Raw genomic sequence first — 22,849 nt, forward strand, 5'->3', positions numbered from 1 at the left:
TTTGCCGATGTACTCCCCATCATCGCCCACGGCACAGACTAGCGGTTGAAGTTTAGGAGAGTTTTGATTCTCGTCGTAGTAACGAAGATGAGAACCAAAAAGCGGAAGTCGAAGCGATCTACAGAAGGTAGTGGCTGAGGAGGCGGACAATGGCCGTCTCGGGCGGATTTTTCGCGACCGTGAGGACCTGCCGGCAGCCGAGGGTCTCTCGGAATGGTTGAAGCAGGCGCTGGCGGGGTCCGAGGCGCTGATCATCATCTGCTTCTCCCTTCAGCCGGTGGCGACACTCCGTGTGCCTTTTTCCGGCGGATTTTCCGGCCCACCTGCGAAACATTGCGCAATTTCCATCCATTGTCGAGCGGTGTCGCCAACGGTTTCGAGAGCGGTGTCATCGATATTGCGGGTCTGGGTCACAACTTGTGAGAATTCGACCGCGCTGCCGCGTACGACATTGTCGTCCTGCGGGTCATTCCATTCCCACAAGGCGCCCGACGGTGCAGTCAGCTGGACAAAAGGCTTGGGCGCAGGTGGTTCCTGACGACGATTGCGGTAGGTCCAGCCATAGGTGGTGACGCCGAGATGCGCGATATTGCGGATGCGATCGCCGTCCTGGCGTTCCTGCCCCAATATATCGAATATCTCCTGCCCGTGCGACCATGTTTCCATCTGGCGGGCGATGACTTTGGAGCGTGTGGTCATGTCCGGTCCGGCCCACGCGACGCGATGTTCCGGATCAGCCTCGCCATAGGCGGCGGCGAGTTTCGGATAATAGTCGCAATAGGCATCGAACAGCGCCTTGCCACGAATCCCGCCGGCGTGCTGGTCGAGCCACGCATATTGCACATCAATATGGCCCTTGCCGGTCTTGAAGGCGGCCATCATATCATGAAGAAACTGCTTGAAGGCGTCGGGATCCTGCAGGGTCATAAGCGCCGCGGCGTTCCAGATATGCAGGTGGCCGATGACATCCTCTATCGTCCAGTTCTTGAACTGGGTGACAGTGGCAAAGACATCCTCCCCCGCATTGGCGAGCACGGCTGCCAGCGTGTCACTTTCGTCGTTGAAGTCCTGCGCTTCCTGCATCATCGAGAGTTTCCTTTCTGGTCGTCCAGTTGTTCCGCCAGTGTGGCCGCTATGGGGACCGGATGGGCGAGCAATATCTGGCTATAGCCTTTGCCCTGGGCGTCGTTTCTTATGCTCGCGACACCGCCGCCGCCGAGCACGGCGTCGATCAGGAAATTGATCGCATGAGAGCCGGGCAGATGGTATTTTTCGACGCTTGCGGCATCCGCACCGCTTTCCATGAAATGGCCGAAGCGCTCCGCGACGGAGTCCGGCGTCAGCGCGGTCCAGATATAGGGAAGAAAGGCCGGATCGCGTGCGATCACACCGACATTGGCCTTGTTGCCCTTGTCACCGGAGCGGGCCCAGGCCAGCTCTACCAGCGGAACGGTGACCTGATCATCCGATTTGTCCGGAGATTGCGGGGGCTGCGGACGGATGATGCTATCGGGGTCGAAAGCCTGACCTTCGGCGTCCTGAAACCCGATTTTCTTGCCGTCGACGTCGATTGTGATCGATATGGCATCTTTCGGCGTGAGATAGGAAAACAGGCGCACCACGGGCGAGGGCTTTGCGCGCGCGCCGGAAAAGCTGCCGAGCCCCGGCGGTGTCGCGAGACCCAGTCCGGTCAGCTCGCGCAGCAAGATGCCGATGGCCGCCGCTTCGCTGTGCTTGGCCGCGATTTTTGCAACCACTTCGCGTGTTTCATGGTCGGAGGCAAAATCACCGAACTGGCTTTCCGCGCCGATGAGTTCCACGCTGGTTTCGCTATAGTCGCCCAGATTATGGCCGCGCAATATCTTGTTGGCGCGGATGAAAACATTGTCGCAGAATTTCTGCGCCTTGCGGGCAGCGTCAAAGCCGTAAAAGCTGAGATAGGTTCCGCCGCGAAAGCCCTCGCCATAGGTCAGGCAGGTTTTATAATGGTCCGGCGCCGCATAGCCTTTGGCGGGGGAAACGCGCACCAGATCGGGGCCAGTCTGGCTGATCTCGACAGCGGAGAAATCACACACCACATCAGGTAGCATATAGGCTTGCGGATCGCCGATCTCATAGAGCATCTGCTCCGATACGGTGCCGACCGTGACACAGCCGCCGGTCCCTTCCGGTTTGCTGACCGTGAAGGAACCGTCAGGCGAAACCGTTCCGATGGGATAGCCGATATTCGATATGTCGCCGGCGTCTTCCCAGTCGGTGAAATTCCCGCCTGTCGCTTGCGGGCCGCATTCCAGAATGTGGCCGGCCAGGCTGCCGCTGGCGAGCAGATCATAGTCGCTCGCCGACCACCCAAATTCATGGATGCAGGCGCCGAGCGTTACCGCGCTGTCGACGCAGCGGCCGGTGATGACGATATCCGCGCCCTCGGCCAGCGCTTTGGCTATCGGGAAGGCGCCGAGATAGGCGTTGATGCTGGCGATCTTGTCCTTGTCCGGAAAGGCCGCGCCGGTGAACATCTCGGTGGGCGCAGCGGCGGCAATAGCATCCCGCTCAGCCAGCAGATTATCGCCGGTGATGACAGCAACCTTCAGATCCAGACCCTGCTCCTTGATCAGGGCGCGCGCAGCCTCGCCGCAAGACGCGGGGTTGACGCCGCCTGCATTGGCAATGACCTTCACCCCCTTTGCGGCAATGGTCTTGGCGTGCGGTTTCAGGACGGCGCTGATGAAATCGCTGGCAAAACCCGCTGCCGGATCCTTGGCATGGGCGCGGGCCATGATCGACATGGTGATTTCGGCGAGATAATCATAAACTAGATAATCAACGCCGGCACCGAGCAGCTGCGGCGTGGCCATGGCGCTTTCACCCCAATAGCCACTTGCGCCGCCAATGCGGATCGTCCTGTCGGTCATGTGCGTCAGCCCATTCGGTGCAGAGCGCAGAGCTTATTGCCGTCCGGATCCCGCAGATAAGCTAGATAGAGACTGCCCATGCCGCCGGTGCGAACGCCCGGTGGATCTTCGATAGATGTGCCGCCATTTTCAAGGCCCGCCTTGTGCCAGGCATCCGCCTGTTCGGGTGAATCGCAAGCAAAGCCGACGGTGCCGCCATTGGCTGCGCAGGCGTCTTGACCATCAATGGGTTCCGATACCGAAAATATGGAATCATTGTGCATGTAGAATAACCGCGTTGTGCCGTCCTTGACGTCCACCGCCGGCTCTCCTGCTCCGAGCGTTCCCAACAAGGCGGTGTAGAATTTTTTGGATCGTTCAATGTCGTTTGACCCGACCATGATATGACTGAACATTATCTTCTCCTTTTTCATTTTCAGCAGACCGCAAAGGGCTATTATATCTGCAACACTGCCTGTTAAGTGCCGCTTTTGTGAAAGCGTCCGCCCGTTGCCAATCTGGCACTTGTTCTCGTAGCTTTGCATCTTTAAGCGAGTGATTAATTTATTCAAGCAGGACGAGTCCAAAATGAAATTGAACGACAAGATTATCGTCATCACCGGTGGCGCCAGCGGCATCGGGGCAGCCATGGCTCGCCGCTTTGCAGCGGAAGGTGCGAAGAAGATTGTCTGTGCGGATCGCGATCTCGCCGGTGCACAAGCTGTCGCGGATGAAGTGGGCGGCATGGCCATTCAGGCAGATGTGTCTTTGGTATCGGATATCAGCGACCTGATAGAAACGGTTGAGTCCGAGATTGGTCCGATTGATTTGTTCGTGTCCAATGCGGGGATTATCACTACTGGCGGCACAGAAGTTGATGATGATGTCTGGCAGAATATCTGGGATATCAACGTTCTGGCACATATCCGGGCTGCTCGGATTTTGGTGCCGAAAATGCTGGCACGCGGGGGAGGCTATTTGCTCAATACTGCCTCGGCAGCGGGCCTTTTAGCGCAGATCGGTTCCGCTCCATATTCGGTGACAAAACATGCAGCGGTTAGTTTTGCCGAATGGCTGGCAATCACCCACGGCGCAGATGGACTAAAAGTATCTGTGCTCTGCCCGCAAGGGGTCGATACGCCAATGATCGCAGATGTTGATACATCGACGGTTGCGAAGGACGGGATAATGAGTGCGGACGGCGTGGCCGACATCTGCGTGGAAGCGATTGACGACGAACGGTTCCTGATTCTTCCGCATCCCAAAGTGGGCGAGTATATCCAACAGAAAGGCGCTGATCCTGAACGCTGGATTTCCGGTATGCAGCGCTGGCAGGCCATGTTGAACGATCAGGCTTCCTAATCGGTCCCTAACAATATCGTCCTGATAAAATGGAGCATTGGGGCGCAGCCAGTTCCTCTCTAGCGTTGTTGCAAGAGCAATAGGAGAGATAAGAATGGCATTGGTATCAGTTGTGGGCGCAACCGGGCGGCAGGGTCTAGCACAAATACGGCAATTGGCCGCCGCAGGACACAAGGTTCGGGCCTTGTCCCGCAGCGACAACCCTGATCTGGGGGGTACCAATGCAGCGGATGAATGCCGCAAAATTGACCTTACCGATGAATCGACTTGGGTTCCGGCTTTTGAAGGGTCTGATGCCGTTTTCTACACCCACCCGCTGCAGGCGCGCGAAGATCGTGCGACCATGGTTGGCAGGGTAGCGGCTGCGGCCAAAGAAGCCGGTACAGAGCGCTTCGTCTGGAACACATCCAGCTGGATTCCGGAACGCCCGGGTGAGCCTCACACATATGGCAACAATACGATTGCGGTGAACGAGATTTTCCGCTCCGGCATGCCGGCCACCGTATTTGGTTCGGTCTTGTTCATGGACAATCTGCTGACCAACTGGGCGCGGCCGTTCATTGTTGACGAGAAACGCTATGTCTATCCGCATAACGCGACTTTGGAAGCCAATTGGATCAGTCTCGACGATGTCGGGAAATGTATGGTCGCCGCTATGGATCGCCCTGACTTTGAAGGTTCGTGGCTCAATATTGGCGGACCACAGCGTGTGAAGCCCCCCGAAGTGGCCGAGATTTTGTCACGGGTTTTTGGTCATGAAATCAAATATGATCCCTGCACACCAAAGGAATTTGGTGACTATCTGGTCAAGGCTTTTGGCGATGACGTGCCGCCGGAAAATCGCGAGGCTTTCGCTGCGGGAATCACTGCCTTTTATGAATATAACAACAATAATGTAACAAGGCCCTTTGAAGTGGACACCGACTTCATGCAGCAGCGTTTGCCGGAAGTTGAATTTGAAACGCTGGAAGAATGGGCAACGCGGCAGGATTGGTCAGCAGACGCGCATAGACCGCCAGCTGGGTAGAATAATGACCAAACGCATGGATGGTAAAGTCGTTCTGGTGACCGGCGGCGCTTCGCGCCCCGGTCTCGGCGCGGCTATTGGCGAGCGGTTGGCAGCAGAGGGTGCCAATGTTGTGCTCAGCGATGTTGATCTTCCGGGCGTCGAAGAAACCGCTGCGTTGATCCGTGACAAAGGCGGTATGGCATCTGCCGTCAAACATGATGTGGCATCGCAAGAAGATTGGGACAAAGTTGTCCAGTCTCTGATCGCGGAGCATGGCCAACTGGACGCTTTGGTGAACAATGCTGGCATATTGGATGTCGCGGGCATGGCGAGCGATCGGGCGGTTGGCGCCCTTCGGAGCCAGTTTGAGGTGAACGTCGCGGGCAGCTTTATCGGGACGCAGGTCGCGGTGAAGGCAATGCGTCAATCCGGCGGTGGTTCCATCGTCAACATGTCATCCGTTGCAGGACTGGTCGGCTTTCGGGGCAGTGCCGCTTATGCGGCGTCTAAGGGTGCGGTGAAACTGTTCAGCAAATCTGTGGCCCTTGAAGTTGCTGCCGAAAACATACGGGTCAACACCGTGCACCCCGGTATTATCCGAACGAATATGCAGGCCGCGGGTGCGGGAACCAATTCTGACAATTATGACGCGATCGAGGCGGCTATTCCCATGGGGAGGCTGGGTGAACCGGTAGACATCGCCAATTGTGTGCTGTTCCTTGCATCTGATGAATCAACTTATGTGACCGGCGCCGAATTTGTCGTCGATGGTGGCTATACCGCCCAATAATTTTCACCGGTTTGAACCTTTTTGCGCTTTGCTCCGACTATAGGAGTAAAGGTTAAACGTATGAGCGCACGCTACAGTGAAACTGACAGGATATTCGACGAGCTGTTGCTGACGCGGCTACAGGCTGGAGACAAGCGGGCGGCCGAAAGACTGGCGGCGCGCTGGCATCCACGATTGATGCGCACCGCTTTCCGGCTATTGCGCGACGAAGAGCAGGCTCGGGTCGCGGTCCAAGAGAGTTGGACTGGTATCTGCAAAGGCTGGCGGAATATGCGCGATCCCTCCCGTTTTGCGGCTTGGGCTTACCGCATTTTGCACCACAAATGTGCAGACCGGATCAGGCATAACCGTCGCGATCGGCTGGTGCACGAAGAACGGACGGATGAACCGGTGATTGCGGCACAAGCTGAAAATAGGGTGGCACTGGATCAAGCCTTTGCTCAGTTGAGTGAAGATCACCGCATGGCGGCAACGCTGTATTTTGATGCGGGTCTGACGGTGAAAGAAATTTCCGACGTGACCAGCTGCCCACTTGGTACCGCCAAAACCCGTGTGTTTCACGCTCGGCTTCAGCTCAAACAGCTATTGGCAGAGGATATGAAAGAAGGAGAATGATATGACCAAATTTGATGATCAATTGAATGCGGGATTGACCGCAGACGACAGAGCCTTTCTCGATGATTTGGAAAATGGCCGCGGGTTGTTTGAGCAGCTCGGCGCGACATTGCACGGGCCGATGCGTTTCTGGTCCTATATGGTCACGGGCTTAACCTTCATCTTCTTCCTGTTGGCGCTCTATTGCGGTTGGCAAGCTTTCCATGCGGAGCAGGTTCGTGAAACGATCCTTTGGTCAGCCGGTTTTCTGCTGCTATTTCAGGCGGTGGGCTTTCTCAAAATGTGGATGTTTGACCGGATGAACCTGCTGTCTTTGCTGGCGGAAATGAAAAAGATCGAACTTAGAGTGACGCAGCTTGGAGATACTAAGAGTTGATCCGGCTTAGGCGACCATCCGTTCAATGAACCAGTAGGTCGCGATGATTCCGATGGCATAGGCGGTGGCGGTTTTTGTGGGCTGTAGCCAGCTGTGCTGAAATTTCCGGAGGCCATGCAGTACTGCGAGTGCCAGCGCGACAACGGCCAATTGTCCGATTTCGACGCCTAGATTGAACGTCAGCAAGGCCAGTGGGACATCGCCCTCCGGCAAACCTATTTCGGCAAGCGCGCCAGCAAAACCAAAGCCGTGGAGCAGTCCGAATAGAAAGGCCACGATCCACGGGAATCGTTCCGATAGGCGCAGATCACCCGGTTTGGATTTGACGACCTCGACGGCGAGAAAGATGATCGACAGTGCAATCACTGCCTCGACCGGCTGCGATGGTAGCGACAGCAAACCAAGGGTTGTTCCGACCAATGTAAGACTATGGGCAATGGTAAAAGCAGTAACGGTCTTGGCGATAAGCCAACCCCCTTTGAGGAGCAGGACCAGCGCCAGTACGAAAAACAGGTGATCAAACCCCAATATTATATGTTCGAAACCGATGATCGTATAGGTTGCGGCAACATTGGAGATTACCGAAGGTTTTTCCAAGGTTGCGATATGTTGGTCGGGTGTCAGGCGAACCGTCTCCATAGCGCTGTCTATCGGAGCGATCCGAGCGAGCGCGTCGGTGGATGACAGTTCCAAGCCTTCCAAGCCGATTGCTTGTCCCTGAATGGAACCCTCGCATTGCAATGACAGGCGGGTGAGAATGTTGCTTCCGACAAATTCGCGCGTGCGCGCGCCATTTGTCTGACAGTTTTGGGGCAATATGATCCGGCCATTCCGGCCCAGTCTCGAGTTTTCCGACGCCTTCCAGAGGAGCGACCATTGGCCCGGCGATTGTTCGGTCATTTCGATATAGGCGGGGCGTAGCTCATCTGCGCGAACGCCGGTCGGCCAAATAGTAAGTCCCAGGCAGACGAATAGGACAGCAAGCCAGCGGTTCATGGCTGGTCAGCGACCGTAATTTCATATTGCGCTTTATAGCGAGACAGCGCTTCTTCCCTTTCTCTAGCCTTTTGATCCGCACGCCAGTCGTTGACTACCTGTCGCCGGACATTGTTCAGAGATGCCTTTCTTCCAGGTGTTTTGGCCGTTAGTTTAACCGCATGAACGCCAAAACCCGATGTGATGGGCCCGCTCCATATATTGGTTTTCAGGTCCGCCAACTGTTCGGCAAAGCGGTCACCAAAGTTTCGAGAAATATCTGCGTTGTTTGCGCGCTTGAGAGTGGCGGGCAGAGATATCGGCTGAGCAAAACGGGTCGGCTCAGCGCCTTTGTTTAACTGAGCAATCCGTCTTTCGGCTTCTGCCATATCGATTTGACCGAGATAGATTTGCTCGAAAGCATAAATCGGTGATAACGTATATCTGTCGGGATGTTTGTCCATCCACTCTTGCAGCATGGGGTCGGTCGGAACCGTATTTCTAGTGTCTTCATCGTCGATAAAGCGCATCTTGGTAAAAAGCCTGCGACGTATCACCGGATCATCTTGATCCAGTCCCAGCCGAAGAGCTTCACGATAATAGATTTCTTCGGCAATCTCTTGATCGATGAGACCGTCTAGCTCGTCTTGTGTTGGTACCCGGCGGAAATTTTGGGTCCAGCCCGCTTTGAGACGGGCTATGTCGGCTTCTTCGATATTGATCGTGTAGTTTTCTGGATCGCGGCCGGTCCCGGTGGCCCAGAAGAAGATGAAAACCAGCAATGCGCCGCCGAGGAAGTGGATCAGCGGTTCTCTAATAAGCTTACGCAACATATATCGTGTAATCCAGTATGTTCATCTGCCGCTAGTTCAAGGATCATGGAAACCGGCGGCTAAATATAAGCTCAGCTTTTCGGTGTAAACCATATCGGTGAGCTATAGGCGCGTTCTTGTTGAATCTTGATCACCTCGTCAGGCAGTGTCAGGTTGAATTTGAGCGCATCATAGACCGGCCAGGTCGGTGTCGGAATTTCCAGTACGCGCACATAGTAGAAAGCATGCTGCGCAGCGTTAAAATCCGGATCCTGCCAGAAGGTTACCAGTTCAGGTGCGCCGGTACTATTGTCCCAAGCGCCCTTTGCCAAATCAACATTATTGGTAACGGGAGTCAGTTTTCCATCGGACCCGATCTTGCGATTGTCGGCATCGCTCCAGCCGACATTATAGACCTTCTCCTGGGATTTCCCGTTTGCATCCAGCCAACCCTTGACCACCTGAATCCGGTCCAGACTTGCGCTTTCCGGGTCCATCATCGCGCTAATCAGAAACTTGGGGGCTTCGCCATCGCCGCCTGTCAAATCGCCGCCCATTGGGACCCCGGATGCATAGCCGGTTTTCACGAGATCGGCGATATCGTCTTCTGCAAAATCAAAGCCGCCGAAGAAGCGAACCGTCATTCTTGGGCCGGTGGTGGCGTAGACTTCCCGCCGCTGGAACGCGTCGAAAATTGCCTCTCGTGAATTGCTCGTAGCCCATGCCGCGGCATATCCGCTGGATAGATAATGCCAAGCAAAGCGCCCTCTGCGCGTGCCCAAATTTTGCGGTTGCAGTGCGCGATCTTTGTTGTTCAGTTCGTTTTGGCTGTGCTTGCCAAAGAAGTTATTTTCATCTGCGGTGGCCAATGAAGTATGGCTATCGGTCGAACCGATCATGCCGAATTTGAACGGATTTGCACCCACTGTCTGCATCAGTTCCAGCCCACGCTTCAGCGCTTCACGGGCGTAGCTGCCAGCATAGTCTTCCGTTTTTGTATCGCCGGTGCAGCTTAAATTGCAATGATCCCAACCGGAATCCCCAAAAGCGGCGAACTCGTCATTGGGCGAGAGAAACGGGTGGGCCTCACTGTCACCTTTAATCTGTGTAGCTTCCACAACCGGCTCATATTTAGCCCGGGTCTCGGCATAGGCTTTATCAATCGGTGAACCGTCTAGCCTTTGCATTGCAAACATGCGCCCGTTGGATATGTTGCTATTATGAGGCATGGCCAGGACGGTGCCGCCGGTATCATTTTCATAGGCCGCCATATATTCCCACAACTTTTCCGGATCGCCGGCGAAGCCTTGCGAAGGAAAGGGCAAAACTTTCGTTGCCTTTTCGGCGCCATCGCGGAACATCACCACACGGTGGAGGTTATCGCCTCCGGGCATCGGGGTATATTCAAAGCCCATGAAGGCCGTGAATTTTCCGGGTTCATTATATTGATCCACCGTTTCGCCATGTTGTTCCCAGAGATCAATCGTACGTTCTTTGGTTGCTTCCGGGTCGGTTAGATCTTCTGGTAGGGTACCGTTGGCTGCGCCGTCGATAAGTTCCGCGGTAACTCGTAACGCCCCTTCGTCGCTCTCGTTCATCATATCGTGCCAGCGCAGCAGGAATTTGTTGGTCAGCAATGCAATGCGCGGCGCTTCCTTGATCGCCTTTGTCGCGCCCATCGCGTCGCTATGATCGGCGATCACTAGAAAATCGAGTGGCCGAGACAATTTCGCTTTGGCACCTTTTGTTGCGGTGACTTCTTCGCCGCGGGCAAATCTCAGCGCAGCTTCGGCGTCTAGCCGGTTTCCAAAGCCGAACGCATCGACGCTATTATCGGTATGGAGGTGCGTATCGCCCCAGAATACTTGCTCGGGATAAGCGGTGTTGACGATCTTTACGTCGCTGCTGCCGTCTTTGCTTTCTGAACAAGCCGAAAGCGCCAGAGCGACAGCGCAGACTGTCAATGTAAAGGGGCTTCGCATTCTGAATCTCCAATCCCATTTTTCCCGATGCTATCTCTCTTGGGTGGGTGGGTGCAACGGATAATAGATTTTCTTAGTCTACCGTAGCGTCAAACGGGTCCGACATCCAAAATTCCGAGGGTTTGCGAACGTGCATGTCTCGTTTGGGGCGTGACGCATTGGCAAATTTGTGCAAATTTGGATGGGATGATAGTGTTGAAAACAACCACTAGAAAAGGAAGATATTGGATGAGAAATTTGTTTCTGGTTGCAGCCTCTGCTTTGGCATTGAGCGCCGCCGTTACCGGGCCAGCCAGCCATGCGCAGACGAACGGAGTTACCAAACCGGCTAATGAGGACATCAATGAGCAACTGTCCGCCTTCTTCAAAGATTATGACGACAAAGAACTGGCTCACTCCCCGCTAGCCAAGGCCTATCGTGGTATCCGCGATGCTGATTATGGCAAGTTGGACGATCCGAGTGAAGCCGCCGAACTGGCGCAATATGAACGCGGTCAAGCCGCGCTGGCCAAAATGGAAGCGGATTTTGATAAAGACGAATTAAGTCAAGCCAGCCAGTTGAGCTATCGCCTGTTTCAGGCAAGGGCTGAACGGTCAACCAATGCCTTTCCCTTCCGCCGCAACCATTATATTTTCGATCAAATGAATGGCGCGCAAAGCTGGATCCCGGCATTCATGATCAACATTCATCGCGTCGCCAACAAGGCAGACGCTGGCGGCTATGTTAGCCGGCTCTATGGGGCTGGCCCGCTGGTTGAATCGCTTGTCGCGCAGTCGGCAGAACGCGCAGATGACGGGATCATGGTCCCGGACTGGGTGTTCCCCTATGTCATCAACGACGCCAAAAATGTGATAAGCGGAGCACCATTTACCGATGGCGATGATTCTCCGATATTTGCCGATTTAAAAAAGAAGGTGAATGCTCTGGATATCGCGGAGAGTGAAAAGACCGATCTGATCGCCCGTGGCGAAGAGGCTCTGATCGATAGCTTGAAGCCTGCTTATGAGAAGCTGATTGCTGAAATGGAACGTCAGCAGGCGATCGCGGTCGACGGTGATGGCGTTTGGCGGTTCAAGGATGGGGCGGCCTATTATGCAGAGCGGTTGAAGAATTATACGACGACTGATCTGAGCGCTGATGAAATTCACCAAATTGGTCTCGATAATGTTGCGCGTATTCACGGCCTGATGCGGAAAATCATGGCAGACGTCGGATTTGAAGGCAGTCTGCAAGAGTTTTTTGTTCATTTGCGCAATGGCGATCAATATTTCCACACCAGCCGCGAAGACTATCTGGCCGAAGCCAATGCTAAGCTTGCGGAAATGGAAAAGAAGCTGCCAGAATTTTTTGACACGCTGCCAAACGCACCATTTGTCATCAAGCCGGTAGAGGCGTTTCGGGAAAAATCGGCGGGCAAGGCTTTCTATCAGCGTCCCGCGCCAGATGGTTCGCGTCCGGGCACTTACTATGTGAATCTCTATGATCTCAAAAGCATGTCAAAAACCGAGTTGGAGGCGTTGGCCTATCACGAAGCCTTGCCGGGGCATCATCTACAATTGGCCATTCAAACGGAACTCGGTGATTTGCCGGCGTTCCGAAAATTTGGCGGGGTTACCGCTTATTCAGAAGGCTGGGGCCTTTATACCGAGGAACTGGGCAAGGACATGGGTTTCTATACCGACCCCTATTCCGATTTTGGCCGTCTCGGAATGGAATTGTGGAGGGCTTGCCGACTGGTTGTTGATACGGGCCTTCATGACAAGCGCTGGAGTCGGGAAGAAGCGATTCAATATCTAACGGATAATACACCCAACCCCGATGGTGATATTCGCAAAGCGATTGAGCGCTATATCGTCTATCCCGGGCAAGCGACCGCCTATATGATCGGCAAGCTGAAGATACTGGAACTGCGCGAGCGAGCGCAGAAAGCTCTGGGTGACAAGTTCACCATGGGCGGTTTTCACGATGTGATCCTGAAAAGCGGTCCGGTTCCCCTTGATATCATGGAAGAGCGGGTAAACGCCTGGATTGCCACGAACAGCTGATATTTGGGATAAATCGAGATTATGTCCTGAAATGTCAAAAGTTTATGAGAAATCTGTCGTTTTTGTCCAATAAGGGTGGGTCGCTTCCTGTGCATAGCGGCGGAGCGACCCGAAGGGCTCCTACCATCGTAATTTGAAGGTATCTGAGTTCTTTTCCTTATCGGCCTGACCATCTATTTGGTCAGGCCCTTTTTTTTAACTATATTTTTTAGCTATAAAGGAGCATCTGTAGGCAATCTGGCCTTATGGGAGACGCTAGATCAGGGGGACCTTCATTTGGTAAGCTTGAGATATTACGCACCTGCCGAGGATGTTCGGGACTTGGTTTCGGTCTATTATTTGTTCGAGGATGACCAGCCTCGCTTTGCCGACAATGAGCGAGCAGCCATCGCGCAATTGCGCTTTTTGCTGGAAGGCAGCGCGATCATCAGTTTTGCTGATGGCAACAGTTTTCCGCATGAGGGCGCGGTGTTGCAGGGGCCATCCACAGGGGCGATGCACGTTGATGTGACAGGACCGTTCCGTATGTTTGGCGTCGGTATCCTGCCGGCTGGCTGGGCAATTTCTACAAAGGAATCGGCCGCCGATTATACCGACCGGGCGGTCAACGCCGCTGATGTATTCACTCAAGAAATTGACAAAAATCTTGAATATCTGCGCGGTTGCAGCACGCCTGAAGAGATGGTGGCTTGGGCGGACAAGGTCTATCGGTCGTTGAAACCGCGCCTCAAACCAGAGACTGCGGCGTTTACCAAGATGGTCGATGATTGGCTGTCATCCGAGCCGTCGCCGCCGGTCAGCAGTCTGATGGAGCGGTCATCGCAAAGCTCGCGGCAGGTGCTGCGCACGGTGAACAAGCTTTATGGCATGCCACCCAAATATCTTGCGCGCAAATATCGCGCGCTGCGGGCGGCCCGCGCTTATGCCGAGCATGATGAGGAAGAATTGCTCGAGCTGATCGACGCCTTTTACGACCAATCACATATGATTCGGGAAGTGAAATTCTTTGCCGGCGTCACCCCGACCAAGTTGCGGGTGGGCGAAAGCGAAATCGCGCGGCTGATTGACCAGCGCGGTGACCTCAAGGGCAAGATTGCGCCACTGATTTCCGACACCTGATTGGAAGGATTGGAAGCATGTTTGTCGTTCGGCGGTTTTCTGTAGGATGCCGATTTACACTGTAGGATGCCGAATTACATCCATCATCGAAAGTCCGCCGGTTCTTGCAATGTTGGATAAATGAGACTAAATTAGTCTTGTTTAAACATTCACCCTTAGCGATTCGAGAAAAATGCGTCTTTCCAACCTCGCAGACTATGCTGTTGTCCTGATGTCCGCTGCGGCGCGTCATTGCGGTGCCGCGCTGCTTGCGGAAGGGAAGCTGAACGCAACAAAACTCGCGCAGGAAACCGGCGTCCCGCTGCCAACGGCGAAGAAGCTGGTGAGTAAATTGACCACTGCCGGCCTGTTTGAATCGACGCGCGGCATAGGCGGCGGCATCCGGCTAGCCCGGCCGCCGGCCTCGATCAGCCTCGCGGATATTGTCGAAGCCGTCGAAGGACCGCTGGCAATCACCAGTTGTACCATTGACGGCAATCATGATTGTGTGCTGGAGGACGGCTGCACGGTGAAGCCCCATTGGGGCGTTGTGAACCGGACGATCCGTAAGGCGCTGGACGATGTCAGCCTAGCCAGCCTGTCGGATTTGCCAGTCGCCGCCAAAATTCGAATAATGGAAAAAGCATGATGAGCGAAGACGTCAAAACCTCTGACTATGACGCGGAGCGCGCGGAAATGAATGCCGAGGCGCAGGAAGCGGTCGACAAGGCCAGCACCTATGAATTCGGCTGGTCATCGGACATTGAACAGGATTTCGCGCCCAAGGGTCTGAACGAGGAAACCGTGCGGTTTATCTCCGACAAGAAGGGTGAACCGCAATGGATGCTCGACTGGCGGTTGAAGGCTTTTCGCCAGTGGGAAAAGATGGAATCGCCGGATTGGGCAAAGCTCGAGATCCCGATGATCGACTATCAGGATGCTTATTATTACGCCGAGCCGAAGGCGAAGGAAAAGCTGGGGTCGCTGGACGAGGTCGATCCGGAAATCCTGCGCATCTATGAAAAGCTCGGCATTCCGATCGAGGAGCAGAAGGTGCTCGCAGGTGTCGAAGGCGCGCGCAAGGTTGCTGTGGATGCGGTGTTTGACAGCGTGTCGGTGGCGACTACCTTTCGTCAGGAACTGGAAGAAGCGGGCGTGATTTTCCGCTCCATTTCTGAAGCAATTAAGGAATATCCTGACCTTATTCGGAAATATCTGGGCAAAGTTGTGCCGATGCATGACAATTATTTCGCGACGCTCAATTGCGCCGTGTTTAGCGACGGCACCTTTGTCTATATTCCCAAAGGCGTCCGCTGCCCGATGGAGCTCAGCACCTATTTCCGGATCAATGCCGAAAATACCGGCCAGTTTGAGCGGACATTGATTGTCGCAGAAGAAGGTTCTTACGTCTCCTATCTCGAAGGCTGCACCGCACCGATGCGCGACGAAAATCAGCTGCACGCCGCCGTGGTCGAACTGGTCGCGATGGATGATGCCGAGATTAAATATAGCACCGTCCAGAACTGGTATCCCGGTGACGAGAATGGCAAGGGCGGCATTTATAATTTCGTGACCAAGCGCGGCCTCTGTCAGGGCAAGAATAGCAAGATCAGCTGGACCCAGGTCGAGACCGGCAGCGCGGTGACCTGGAAATATCCGAGCTGCGTGCTGAACGGCGAGAATAGCGTTGGCGAATTCTACTCGGTCGCGCTGACCAACAATTATCAGCAGGCCGACACCGGCACCAAGATGATCCACAACGGCAAGAACACCCGTTCGACGATCATCTCCAAAGGCATCAGCGCCGGCCATAGCGACAATACTTATCGCGGTCTGGTTCGCGTGGGTCCGAATGCGGAAAATGTGCGTAACTTCACCCAATGTGATAGCTTGTTGCTCGGTGACCAGAGCGGCGCGCATACCGTGCCCTATATCGAGGTCAAAAACCCGACCGCGACGATCGAACATGAAGCGACGACCAGCAAAATCTCCGACGACCAGATGTTCTATGCCCAGCAACGCGGCCTCGACGAAGAGGCGGCGGTGAGTTTGATTGTGAATGGTTTTGCCAAGGAAGTTCTCAAGGAACTGCCGATGGAATTTGCGGTCGAAGCGCAGAAATTACTGGCGATTTCGCTTGAGGGGAGTGTGGGATGAAGCTCGATTCCAATCGTGAATGGTCCTACGAGGGTTACTTCGAGGACTGCGAAAAAAATCACGTGAAGACTTATGATGATGTACGCCTCTTGGCGTCTACAACGGCGGTCGAGAACGGCACAGTATCAGTGGATGAAATATTTAAAGGCACGCTTGGCACAGTCTTGCTTCATTCTGACGGTGATCCCGTCCTTCTAGAAATCGAGTGCGATATCCAAGACGGCATGGCCTTCGCCATAAATTATCCCGCTGATCAAGTTGTACTTGTCAGAACAGCAGAAGAGAAACAGCAACAATGCTAAAAATCAATAACCTCCACGCCACAGTTGGCGACACAGAAATCCTCAAAGGGCTTTCGCTCGAACTGAATGCAGGCGAAATCCATGCGATCATGGGGCCCAATGGCGCGGGCAAGTCTACGCTGGCCTATGCGCTGGGCGGACGGCCCGGTTATGAAGTGACCGCAGGCGGCGCGAGCTTTGACGGGCAGGACCTGCTCGATCTGGACCCGCATGAACGGGCCGCAGCAGGTGTCTTTTTGGGCTTCCAATATCCGGTCGAAATTCCCGGCGTATCCAACCTGCAATTTCTGCGCGAAAGCCTGAATGCCCAGCGTGCGGTGCGCGGGGAAGAGGCGCTGACGGGAGCAGAATTCATCAAGCTCGCCAAGGAGAAAGCGGCGCTGCTGAAGATGGACATGGGTATGCTCAAACGGGCGGTCAATGTCGGCTTTTCCGGCGGCGAGAAGAAGCGCAACGAGATGGTTCAGATGGGCATTCTCAACCCCAAGCTAGCGATCCTCGATGAGACCGACAGCGGCCTCGATATCGACGCGCTGCGCACAGTGGGGTCCGGCATCAACGCGATCATGCGCAAGCCCGACAAAGCGGTCTTGCTGATCACCCATTATCAACGGCTGCTCGACGAAGTGAAGCCTGATTTTGTCCATGTTCTCGCGGATGGCCGGATTGTCAAAACCGGCGGACCGGAACTGGCGCTGCAGCTTGAAAATGAAGGCTATGAAGCGATTGCGGAGGCGGCATGATGTCCCGTAATTTCCCTCTTTCGTTTCGTCATGCTAAACTTGTTTCAGCATCCATCGTGCCCCAATCACAGCCTGTTCGTTTGGAGAAGTGGACCCTGAAACAAGTTCAGGGTGACGAGCTTTGGTCATGAATATGAACGCCCCTCTTCCATCCAAGCGCGACGAGGCGTGGCGCTATGCCGATGTCAAAGCGCTGGAACCTGTCTGGCCGAAACTGGCCGGTCCGGAGCATATCAACGTGCCCCCAGGCGAAACCGTGTCGCGCCAGATTGCCGAATTGCCGATCATCGACGGCGTCGGCATGATCGACCTTGATGTGACCATTGGCGACAAGGCGACCTTCATATTGCACGTGCTCGCGCATGACGCCGACTATGGCCGGATTCAGGTCAAGGCGACCTTGGGCAATGGCTCCCATTTCGAGCTGGGCGGCGCGATATTGGGATCGGGCAAACAGGTGCTGGAAATCGTCACCGAGACCATTCACGCCGAACCCAATGCGACCTCCAATCAGGTGGTGCGTTCGGTGCTGGCGGACACGGCGACCGGAAGCTTCCTTGGAAGCATCAACGTCGCCCGCCACGCGCAGAAAACCGATGCGGCCCAGTCGGTCAAATCGATGCTGCTGGATCGCGGCGCGACCGCGAACGCAAAGCCCGAGCTGGAGATTTTCGCCGATGATGTGAAATGCGCTCATGGCGCGACTGTTGGCGAACTGGACAAGCAGGCGCTCTTCTATCTCGCCTCGCGCGGTCTGCCGCCGGTTGAGGCGAAGAAGCTGATGTTGCAGGCGTTTATCGCCGATGCCTTTGTGTCGCTGGATGACGATGCGGCGCGTGAAGTGATTGAAGGCAAGGCGCTTGCGGTATTGGGGGCTATGTCTTGAACGCCCCGGCCAATATACGCACTAGCCATCGCGGCGACTTTCCCGGCATCGGACCCGACTGGCATTATCTCGACTCTGCCGCAACGGCGCAGAAACCGAAGGCTGTGCTGGACGCCGTAGCCCGCGCTTATGGACCGGACTATGCCACGGTGCACCGCGGCGTCTATGCCCGGTCGGCCAATATGACACTGGCTTATGAAGCCGCGCGCAAACGCGTCGCCGGTTTTCTTGGCGCTGCGTCGGAAAATGAAATTGTCTTCACCAGCGGCGCGACCGACAGTATCAATCTGGTCGCCGAAAGCTGGGGTAATAAATTTGTGACCAAGGGCGACCGCATCATGCTGTCGCAGCTGGAGCATCATTCGAACATCGTGCCGTGGCAAATGCTGGCCGAGCGGGTCGGCGCGCATATTGATGTGGCGCCGCTCACCGACGATGGACAGATTGATCTCGACTGGATCGAAGAGCATCTGACCGAACAGCATAAGCTGGTCGCGCTGGCCCATGTGTCCAACGTGCTCGGGTCTTTGCTGGACGCAAAACGGGCCGCCGCGATTGCGCATAGAGTTGGCGCGAAGCTGCTGCTCGATGGCTGTCAGGCCGCGCCGCGCCTGCCCGTTGATGTGCAGGATCTCGGCTGCGATTTCTATGTTTTCTCCGGCCACAAGATTTATGCCCCGACCGGCATTGGCGCTTTGTGGGCGCCTTATGAAACGCTCGAAGCCATGCCGCCGTGGAAGGGTGGCGGGTCGATGATCGACCGTGTGTCTTTTGACGGCACGACCTATGCACCGCCACCGGGCCGCTTTGAAGCGGGGACGCCGCATATTGCGGGTGTCGTCGGACTGGATGCCGCCATCCAATATGTCGAGGGCATCGGTCTGGACGTGATCTCTAATCACGAGAACGCCACACTAGCCAAGGCGCGCGAAGCTTTGTCCGGTATCAATTCGGTGCGGGTCTTTGGTCCCGACAAAAGCATGGGTATTTTGAGCTTCGCTGTCGGCGACGTGCATCCGCATGATGTCGCCACTATATTGGATGAAGGTGGCGTTGCGATCCGCGCCGGCCATCATTGCGCGCAACCTTTGATGGACTATTTTGGCGTAGCCGCGACGGCGCGCGCGAGTTTCGGGATTTACAGTGATGACGCGGATGTTGCCGCTCTGGTGGACGGCATTAATCGGGTCAGAAAGATTTTCGGGTAAGGTGACGATATGAACGAAGAACGCAAAATATTGGTCGAAGAAGTGGACTCGGTCGAAAAGCCGCCTTTGGCAAAGGTCGAGGATGCGGTGGATGAAAAGCCAGCACCGGTTGTCGCGCCATCGCCTTTTGAAGCGGAAAGCGACGCGGCGAAGCTCAATCGCAAGAAGGATTATCTGGAAGGCTTTCTGGCGCAGAAGCCGACAGAGGCCCCGGCCGGAGAAGCCGGTGGCGATCTTTATGAAGCGGTCGTCGACACGCTGAAATCCATCTATGATCCCGAAATTCCGGTGAATATCTATGATCTGGGCCTGATCTATGGCGTCGAAATCACGCCCGACAATCACGCAATCGTGACAATGACTTTGACCACGCCGCACTGCCCGGTCGCCGAATCCATGCCCGGCGAAATCGAACTGCAAGTCGGCAGCGTGCCGGGCGTTGGTCACGCAGAGGTCAATCTCGTCTGGGACCCGCCATGGGACCCGCAAAAGATGAGCGACGAGGCGAAGCTTGAACTGGGGATGCTCTAATGACCGAGACAAAGACCAAGACACGCGAAATACCCGCAGCAATCATCCTGACGCCCGGCGCAGAACAGCGGATTGCCGACCTGATGGCCAAAGCGCCGGAAGACGTGATCGGCGTCAAACTGTCGACCCCGCGTCGCGGCTGTTCGGGCCTCGCCTATTCGGTCGACTATGTGACCGAGGAAACGCCCTTTGACGAAAAAATCGTCACCCCCGGCGGCATATTCTATGTCGATGGTCCCAGCGTATTATATCTGGTCGGCAGCACGATGGACTGGGTGGAAGATGATTTCACCGCCGGCTTCGTGTTTCAAAATCCCAATTCCAAAGGCGATTGCGGCTGCGGAGAGAGCTTTACGGTTTGAGTCAAAATGAAAAGGCCTGAAGGCATGATAAGTTCACATCTTGAATGTCTGATTCCATCGATTTTGCTAGCTTAACCAACCGTCATCAGTAATCCCATCCTTGGCTCTGTCAGGGGATCTGGAAGTAGACCGTATCACGATAGAATGATTTTATCGGTTTTCCGCTTTCATCAAGAGCAGGCAGAAATTTTGCGCGACGTATCAGAGATTCGCAAACAGCATCGTCAAACTCCTTGGGCCTTGTGGTTTTTTGGATGTGGCATTCGGTCACGGCGCCCGTTTCATCGACGCTTAGCCGAAATTGAACTATCGCGGGTTGTTCCTGGTGCAACATGTCCGTTGGATAGTCATTCGCCTTGATCCACCTTCCGGGATTGTCGTCGGGAACAACGCTTCGCGACAGCTTCTTGTGCTTTTGAACATCTATACCCCAATGGGTCATCAGCTCGTCAATGCAGGTGTCAAGCGCAGCCAATGGCTTATCCATCGGACCCAGCTCCAATTTGATCGGGTTGCGCAATGGCCCGTCAACAGAAAGATAGGTGATTGCAGCCTTTCTCTCGGCGCTTATGTCCTCGAAATCGGGAGCTGCCCAATCACCGGACTTCGGTGTTTTGGATTGGGGTGGCTTGAGACCGAGGGTCGTTGTTCCCGAAAACATCAGGGCTGGCATGTCCTTGCCAAAACTGGCTCTGGAGAACGTCAATTTTTGTACAGCTTCGGTCGGTCCAAATTGCAGATTTGTACGACTTGCGTAGCTGCGCACCTTCACGGGCTCGCCCGCCAGGGTCAGTTGAAAGTCTTCATCCGGACCGTAGCGATTAAAGACTGTCACGACGTTTTCGTCATCAATACCAAAAGAGCGGATCAAGCGGCAGCTATCCTCTTCATATTCTATAAACCAATTGGAACTTGGTTTGAGAACAAGTGTCGCCTTTTTCGCATAGACTGGCTGCGTCGCCAACGCGCCCAGAACAATGGCTGCTATGGCGTGAAGAGCGGAGTGCTTTCTCCGGCCAAAGGGATTTTTTCGCAATCTCGATATCAACATAAGACAACCTGTACCAATTATTCGAAGCTTCAGCATAGAGATCAACTTTCCAGCTTCAAGTTCGAAGTTGTTACACCAATAGAAAGGGCGTGAATATTTCTCTCCACGCTCTATTTATTAGTCTTCTCCGGCCTCGCGAGGCATGTGTTTTTATACCTTCGAAGTCAACTTTGGCACCGCATCCAACAGATCCGCAACCAGTCCGATATCGGCCACCTGAAAAATCGGTGCGTTTTCGTCTTTGTTGATCGCGACGATCGTTTTGGAATCTTTCATGCCCGCCAGATGCTGGATCGTGTCGGAGATGTCGTAGGCGCCAAGCTGTCGACCCCGCGTCGCGGCTGTTCGGGCCTTGCCTATTCGGTCGACTATGTGACCGAAGAAATGCCCTTTGACGAAAAAATCGTCACCCCCGGCGGCATATTCTACGTCGATGGCCCCAGCGTGCTCTATCTGGTCGGCAGCACGATGGACTGGGTGGAAGATGATTTCACCGCCGGCTTTGTGTTCCAAAATCCCAATTCCAAAGGCGATTGCGGCTGCGGAGAGAGCTTTACGGTTTGAGTGATTAGCGCACTAGTTGTTCAACGAAAATCGAACCTGATTGCGCCAGAATGAAGCCATCGGTTTACCCTCAGCATCCAGTGCCGGTGAAAAAGCAGATCGTTTGATCAACCCTTCACAGACCGCATCGTCAAATTCCTTGGGCCTCGTCGTTTGCTGGATATGGCATGCCGTTGCCTTGCCATTTTCATCTACGCTCAAACGAAAATTGATCAGCGCAGGTTGTCGTTCACGTAGCATATCTGAGGGATAGTCGCTTGACCGCAACCAATTTGCGGCTTTGCCAATCGGACGCACCGACTGGCGCCGTTGCCTGTGCTGTTCTGCATCAACGCCCCAACTGGCCATCAGCTTGTTGGTACAGGTGCGCATCGCGTCAAATGGGCCTGCGAGTGAACCGGTTTCCAAAAACACCGGTCTTTTCTGACCAACGCGAATTTTCATAAACTCGACGGCTGCATAGCGCATTTTACTCAGGCGATTTGCTTTTGTGGCTTTGGCAGCGCCATCAATGCGCACTTGTTTGATAGCAACCAATGCAGGCAAGCCACCCGCCTCGCCCAGCGCAAAGGGGATTCTTTGCTCTTCTTCATGCGCGCCAAATTGTACTTTCAACGGCCTTCTGTCGCTATGGATTTTGACTGGTTCGCCCGCCAGCGTCATCCGAAATCGCGCCGATGGCCCGAAGCGGGTTAACACGAGCATCATCTTGTCGTCCCCTTCGCCAAACAGACGGACGAGGCGGCAGCTATCATTCTTGTGACGCATGACCCATTTTGAAGAAGGTTCGAGGCGTAACGGATCTTCCGCGGCATGGGCGATATGGGGAGATAAAATGGCAACAGCCAATGTGGACATTAGAAAGTGCAGCTTTTTACTCATGCCGGCTAGCATAATATCGAAATATTATGTTGCAAGTAATTGTCCCATAAAAAAGGCGCAGAGTTTCAACCTCTGCGCCCTATTTTTGTGTTCCGTCAATAAAGGTATGGCCAATTATATCATCAATTGATCAGACTTTCGAAGTCAACTCCGGAACCGCGTCAAACAAACCGGCAACCAGTCCGATATCCGCAACCAATAAACTCG

At 54.6% G+C, this 22,849-nt stretch carries 24 protein-coding genes and 1 pseudogene; 16 read left to right on the forward strand and 9 right to left on the reverse strand.

Annotated elements, in window-relative coordinates:
• Positions 1-270: 270 nt before the first annotated feature.
• From ABJG22_RS01940 to ABJG22_RS01950, 3 genes are read right to left on the reverse strand one after another with little or no spacing between them, the layout of a single operon-like run.
• Complete coding sequence (locus tag ABJG22_RS01940) at positions 271-1,086, reverse strand: TIGR03084 family metal-binding protein (RefSeq protein ID WP_348018547.1); 816 nt, start codon at positions 1,084-1,086, stop codon at positions 271-273.
• Positions 1,083-2,912 (reverse strand): acyclic terpene utilization AtuA family protein, encoded by a 1,830-nt coding sequence (locus ABJG22_RS01945; RefSeq protein WP_348018548.1) that lies wholly within the window; start codon positions 2,910-2,912, stop codon positions 1,083-1,085. Before ABJG22_RS01945 ends, ABJG22_RS01940 begins: the two co-directional genes overlap by 4 nt.
• A 5-nt stretch (positions 2,913-2,917) precedes the next feature.
• Positions 2,918-3,307, reverse strand: coding sequence for a VOC family protein (locus ABJG22_RS01950; protein WP_348018549.1), 390 nt, complete (start codon positions 3,305-3,307; stop codon positions 2,918-2,920).
• 172 nt (positions 3,308-3,479) lie between these two features.
• Here ABJG22_RS01950 and ABJG22_RS01955 point away from each other — a divergent pair, with 172 nt between their 5' ends.
• The 5 genes from ABJG22_RS01955 to ABJG22_RS01975 all read left to right on the forward strand — a co-directional run bounded on the left by ABJG22_RS01955 (position 3,480) and on the right by ABJG22_RS01975 (position 7,043).
• Positions 3,480-4,253 carry an SDR family oxidoreductase gene (locus ABJG22_RS01955; RefSeq protein WP_348018550.1) on the forward strand — a complete coding sequence of 258 codons (774 nt, stop codon included), beginning with the start codon at positions 3,480-3,482 and terminating at the stop codon, positions 4,251-4,253.
• Between the two features lie 94 nt (positions 4,254-4,347).
• Positions 4,348-5,280 carry an NmrA family NAD(P)-binding protein gene (locus ABJG22_RS01960; RefSeq protein ID WP_348018551.1) on the forward strand — a complete coding sequence of 311 codons (933 nt, stop codon included), beginning with the start codon at positions 4,348-4,350 and terminating at the stop codon, positions 5,278-5,280.
• A gap of 4 nt (positions 5,281-5,284) precedes the next feature.
• Positions 5,285-6,052, forward strand: a complete 768-nt coding sequence (locus tag ABJG22_RS01965) for a glucose 1-dehydrogenase (RefSeq protein ID WP_348018552.1) — start codon at positions 5,285-5,287, stop codon at positions 6,050-6,052.
• A gap of 60 nt (positions 6,053-6,112) precedes the next feature.
• Positions 6,113-6,667, forward strand: coding sequence for an RNA polymerase sigma factor (locus tag ABJG22_RS01970; RefSeq protein ID WP_348018553.1), 555 nt, complete (start codon positions 6,113-6,115; stop codon positions 6,665-6,667).
• A gap of 1 nt (position 6,668) precedes the next feature.
• Positions 6,669-7,043, forward strand: a complete 375-nt coding sequence (locus tag ABJG22_RS01975; RefSeq protein ID WP_348018554.1) for a DUF6768 family protein — start codon at positions 6,669-6,671, stop codon at positions 7,041-7,043.
• Between the two features lie 6 nt (positions 7,044-7,049).
• Here ABJG22_RS01975 and ABJG22_RS01980 read toward each other — a convergent pair whose 3' ends face one another.
• The 3 genes from ABJG22_RS01980 to ABJG22_RS01990 form a co-directional block, all read right to left on the reverse strand.
• Positions 7,050-8,039 carry a HupE/UreJ family protein gene (locus ABJG22_RS01980; RefSeq protein WP_348018555.1) on the reverse strand — a complete coding sequence of 330 codons (990 nt, stop codon included), beginning with the start codon at positions 8,037-8,039 and terminating at the stop codon, positions 7,050-7,052.
• Positions 8,036-8,851: a peptidylprolyl isomerase gene (locus ABJG22_RS01985; RefSeq protein WP_348018556.1), complete on the reverse strand. Its 816-nt coding sequence runs from the start codon at positions 8,849-8,851 to the stop codon at positions 8,036-8,038. Before ABJG22_RS01985 ends, ABJG22_RS01980 begins: the two co-directional genes overlap by 4 nt.
• Before the next feature lie 71 nt (positions 8,852-8,922).
• On the reverse strand, positions 8,923-10,812 hold the full coding sequence (locus ABJG22_RS01990; RefSeq protein WP_348018557.1) for a DUF3604 domain-containing protein: 1,890 nt from the start codon (positions 10,810-10,812) through the stop codon (positions 8,923-8,925).
• A 228-nt stretch (positions 10,813-11,040) separates the two neighbouring features.
• Here ABJG22_RS01990 and ABJG22_RS01995 point away from each other — a divergent pair, with 228 nt between their 5' ends.
• The 10 genes from ABJG22_RS01995 to ABJG22_RS02040 all read left to right on the forward strand — a co-directional run bounded on the left by ABJG22_RS01995 (position 11,041) and on the right by ABJG22_RS02040 (position 20,145).
• Complete coding sequence (locus ABJG22_RS01995) at positions 11,041-12,858, forward strand: DUF885 domain-containing protein (RefSeq protein ID WP_348018558.1); 1,818 nt, start codon at positions 11,041-11,043, stop codon at positions 12,856-12,858.
• Positions 12,859-13,134: 276 nt separating this feature from the next.
• Entirely contained in the window at positions 13,135-13,977 is an 843-nt protein-coding gene (locus tag ABJG22_RS02000; protein WP_348018559.1) for a DUF6597 domain-containing transcriptional factor, read from the forward strand.
• A 172-nt stretch (positions 13,978-14,149) separates the two neighbouring features.
• Positions 14,150-14,605, forward strand: coding sequence for an SUF system Fe-S cluster assembly regulator (locus ABJG22_RS02005; RefSeq protein ID WP_348018560.1), 456 nt, complete (start codon positions 14,150-14,152; stop codon positions 14,603-14,605).
• 47 nt (positions 14,606-14,652) lie between these two features.
• The gene (gene sufB / locus ABJG22_RS02010) at positions 14,653-16,113 is read left to right on the forward strand and encodes a Fe-S cluster assembly protein SufB (RefSeq protein ID WP_348018780.1); all 1,461 of its coding nucleotides are present in this window, start codon (positions 14,653-14,655) and stop codon (positions 16,111-16,113) included.
• Complete coding sequence (locus ABJG22_RS02015) at positions 16,110-16,415, forward strand: hypothetical protein (protein ID WP_348018561.1); 306 nt, start codon at positions 16,110-16,112, stop codon at positions 16,413-16,415. Before sufB ends, ABJG22_RS02015 begins: the two co-directional genes overlap by 4 nt.
• Complete coding sequence (gene sufC / locus ABJG22_RS02020) at positions 16,409-17,158, forward strand: Fe-S cluster assembly ATPase SufC (protein WP_348018562.1); 750 nt, start codon at positions 16,409-16,411, stop codon at positions 17,156-17,158. The genes ABJG22_RS02015 and sufC overlap by 7 nt, the downstream gene beginning before the upstream one ends.
• A gap of 133 nt (positions 17,159-17,291) precedes the next feature.
• Positions 17,292-18,044, forward strand: a complete 753-nt coding sequence (locus ABJG22_RS02025; protein WP_348018781.1) for a SufD family Fe-S cluster assembly protein — start codon at positions 17,292-17,294, stop codon at positions 18,042-18,044.
• On the forward strand, positions 18,041-19,252 hold the full coding sequence (locus ABJG22_RS02030) for a SufS family cysteine desulfurase (RefSeq protein WP_348018563.1): 1,212 nt from the start codon (positions 18,041-18,043) through the stop codon (positions 19,250-19,252). Before ABJG22_RS02025 ends, ABJG22_RS02030 begins: the two co-directional genes overlap by 4 nt.
• 9 nt (positions 19,253-19,261) lie before the next feature.
• A complete protein-coding gene (locus ABJG22_RS02035; protein WP_348018564.1) occupies positions 19,262-19,783 on the forward strand; it encodes an SUF system Fe-S cluster assembly protein in 522 nt (173 codons plus the stop codon).
• Positions 19,783-20,145 carry an iron-sulfur cluster assembly accessory protein gene (locus ABJG22_RS02040; RefSeq protein WP_348018565.1) on the forward strand — a complete coding sequence of 121 codons (363 nt, stop codon included), beginning with the start codon at positions 19,783-19,785 and terminating at the stop codon, positions 20,143-20,145. The genes ABJG22_RS02035 and ABJG22_RS02040 overlap by 1 nt, the downstream gene beginning before the upstream one ends.
• 109 nt (positions 20,146-20,254) lie before the next feature.
• Here the strand turns inward: ABJG22_RS02040 and ABJG22_RS02045 are convergent, their stop codons facing one another.
• Positions 20,255-20,980 carry an energy transducer TonB gene (locus ABJG22_RS02045; RefSeq protein ID WP_348018566.1) on the reverse strand — a complete coding sequence of 242 codons (726 nt, stop codon included), beginning with the start codon at positions 20,978-20,980 and terminating at the stop codon, positions 20,255-20,257.
• Between the two features lie 366 nt (positions 20,981-21,346).
• Positions 21,347-21,502, reverse strand: a pseudogene (locus tag ABJG22_RS02050) (electron transfer flavoprotein subunit alpha/FixB family protein); the annotation flags it as partial.
• Between ABJG22_RS02050 and ABJG22_RS02055 the strand changes: the two are divergent.
• Positions 21,482-21,760 carry an iron-sulfur cluster assembly accessory protein gene (locus ABJG22_RS02055; RefSeq protein ID WP_348018567.1) on the forward strand — a complete coding sequence of 93 codons (279 nt, stop codon included), beginning with the start codon at positions 21,482-21,484 and terminating at the stop codon, positions 21,758-21,760. The pseudogene ABJG22_RS02050 and the gene ABJG22_RS02055 sit on opposite strands and share 21 nt — an antisense overlap.
• Before the next feature lie 12 nt (positions 21,761-21,772).
• On the opposite strand, the gene ABJG22_RS02060 is transcribed toward ABJG22_RS02055, so the two are convergent.
• Positions 21,773-22,642, reverse strand: a complete 870-nt coding sequence (locus ABJG22_RS02060) for a hypothetical protein (RefSeq protein WP_348018568.1) — start codon at positions 22,640-22,642, stop codon at positions 21,773-21,775.
• Between the last annotated feature and the right edge of the window lie 207 nt (positions 22,643-22,849).

It is taken from the genome of Parasphingorhabdus sp. (assembly GCF_039939955.1).
Lineage (GTDB): Bacteria > Pseudomonadota > Alphaproteobacteria > Sphingomonadales > Sphingomonadaceae > Parasphingorhabdus.

What these genes read in the sequence shown, in the direction of transcription:
- ABJG22_RS01940 (WP_348018547.1), bottom strand. Translation starts at nt 1,086, where the DNA reads ATGATGCAGGAAGCGCAGGACTTCAACGACGAAAGTGACACGCTGGCA.
- ABJG22_RS01945 (WP_348018548.1), bottom strand. Translation starts at nt 2,912, where the DNA reads ATGACCGACAGGACGATCCGCATTGGCGGCGCAAGTGGCTATTGGGGT.
- ABJG22_RS01950 (WP_348018549.1), bottom strand. Translation starts at nt 3,307, where the DNA reads ATGTTCAGTCATATCATGGTCGGGTCAAACGACATTGAACGATCCAAA.
- ABJG22_RS01955 (WP_348018550.1), top strand. Translation starts at nt 3,480, where the DNA reads ATGAAATTGAACGACAAGATTATCGTCATCACCGGTGGCGCCAGCGGC.
- ABJG22_RS01960 (WP_348018551.1), top strand. Translation starts at nt 4,348, where the DNA reads ATGGCATTGGTATCAGTTGTGGGCGCAACCGGGCGGCAGGGTCTAGCA.
- ABJG22_RS01965 (WP_348018552.1), top strand. Translation starts at nt 5,285, where the DNA reads ATGACCAAACGCATGGATGGTAAAGTCGTTCTGGTGACCGGCGGCGCT.
- ABJG22_RS01970 (WP_348018553.1), top strand. Translation starts at nt 6,113, where the DNA reads ATGAGCGCACGCTACAGTGAAACTGACAGGATATTCGACGAGCTGTTG.
- ABJG22_RS01975 (WP_348018554.1), top strand. Translation starts at nt 6,669, where the DNA reads ATGACCAAATTTGATGATCAATTGAATGCGGGATTGACCGCAGACGAC.
- ABJG22_RS01980 (WP_348018555.1), bottom strand. Translation starts at nt 8,039, where the DNA reads ATGAACCGCTGGCTTGCTGTCCTATTCGTCTGCCTGGGACTTACTATT.
- ABJG22_RS01985 (WP_348018556.1), bottom strand. Translation starts at nt 8,851, where the DNA reads ATGTTGCGTAAGCTTATTAGAGAACCGCTGATCCACTTCCTCGGCGGC.
- ABJG22_RS01990 (WP_348018557.1), bottom strand. Translation starts at nt 10,812, where the DNA reads ATGCGAAGCCCCTTTACATTGACAGTCTGCGCTGTCGCTCTGGCGCTT.
- ABJG22_RS01995 (WP_348018558.1), top strand. Translation starts at nt 11,041, where the DNA reads ATGAGAAATTTGTTTCTGGTTGCAGCCTCTGCTTTGGCATTGAGCGCC.
- ABJG22_RS02005 (WP_348018560.1), top strand. Translation starts at nt 14,150, where the DNA reads ATGCGTCTTTCCAACCTCGCAGACTATGCTGTTGTCCTGATGTCCGCT.
- sufB (WP_348018780.1), top strand. Translation starts at nt 14,653, where the DNA reads ATGAATGCCGAGGCGCAGGAAGCGGTCGACAAGGCCAGCACCTATGAA.
- ABJG22_RS02015 (WP_348018561.1), top strand. Translation starts at nt 16,110, where the DNA reads ATGAAGCTCGATTCCAATCGTGAATGGTCCTACGAGGGTTACTTCGAG.
- sufC (WP_348018562.1), top strand. Translation starts at nt 16,409, where the DNA reads ATGCTAAAAATCAATAACCTCCACGCCACAGTTGGCGACACAGAAATC.
- ABJG22_RS02025 (WP_348018781.1), top strand. Translation starts at nt 17,292, where the DNA reads ATGAACGCCCCTCTTCCATCCAAGCGCGACGAGGCGTGGCGCTATGCC.
- ABJG22_RS02035 (WP_348018564.1), top strand. Translation starts at nt 19,262, where the DNA reads ATGAACGAAGAACGCAAAATATTGGTCGAAGAAGTGGACTCGGTCGAA.
- ABJG22_RS02040 (WP_348018565.1), top strand. Translation starts at nt 19,783, where the DNA reads ATGACCGAGACAAAGACCAAGACACGCGAAATACCCGCAGCAATCATC.
- ABJG22_RS02055 (WP_348018567.1), top strand. Translation starts at nt 21,482, where the DNA reads ATGCTGGATCGTGTCGGAGATGTCGTAGGCGCCAAGCTGTCGACCCCG.
- ABJG22_RS02060 (WP_348018568.1), bottom strand. Translation starts at nt 22,642, where the DNA reads ATGAGTAAAAAGCTGCACTTTCTAATGTCCACATTGGCTGTTGCCATT.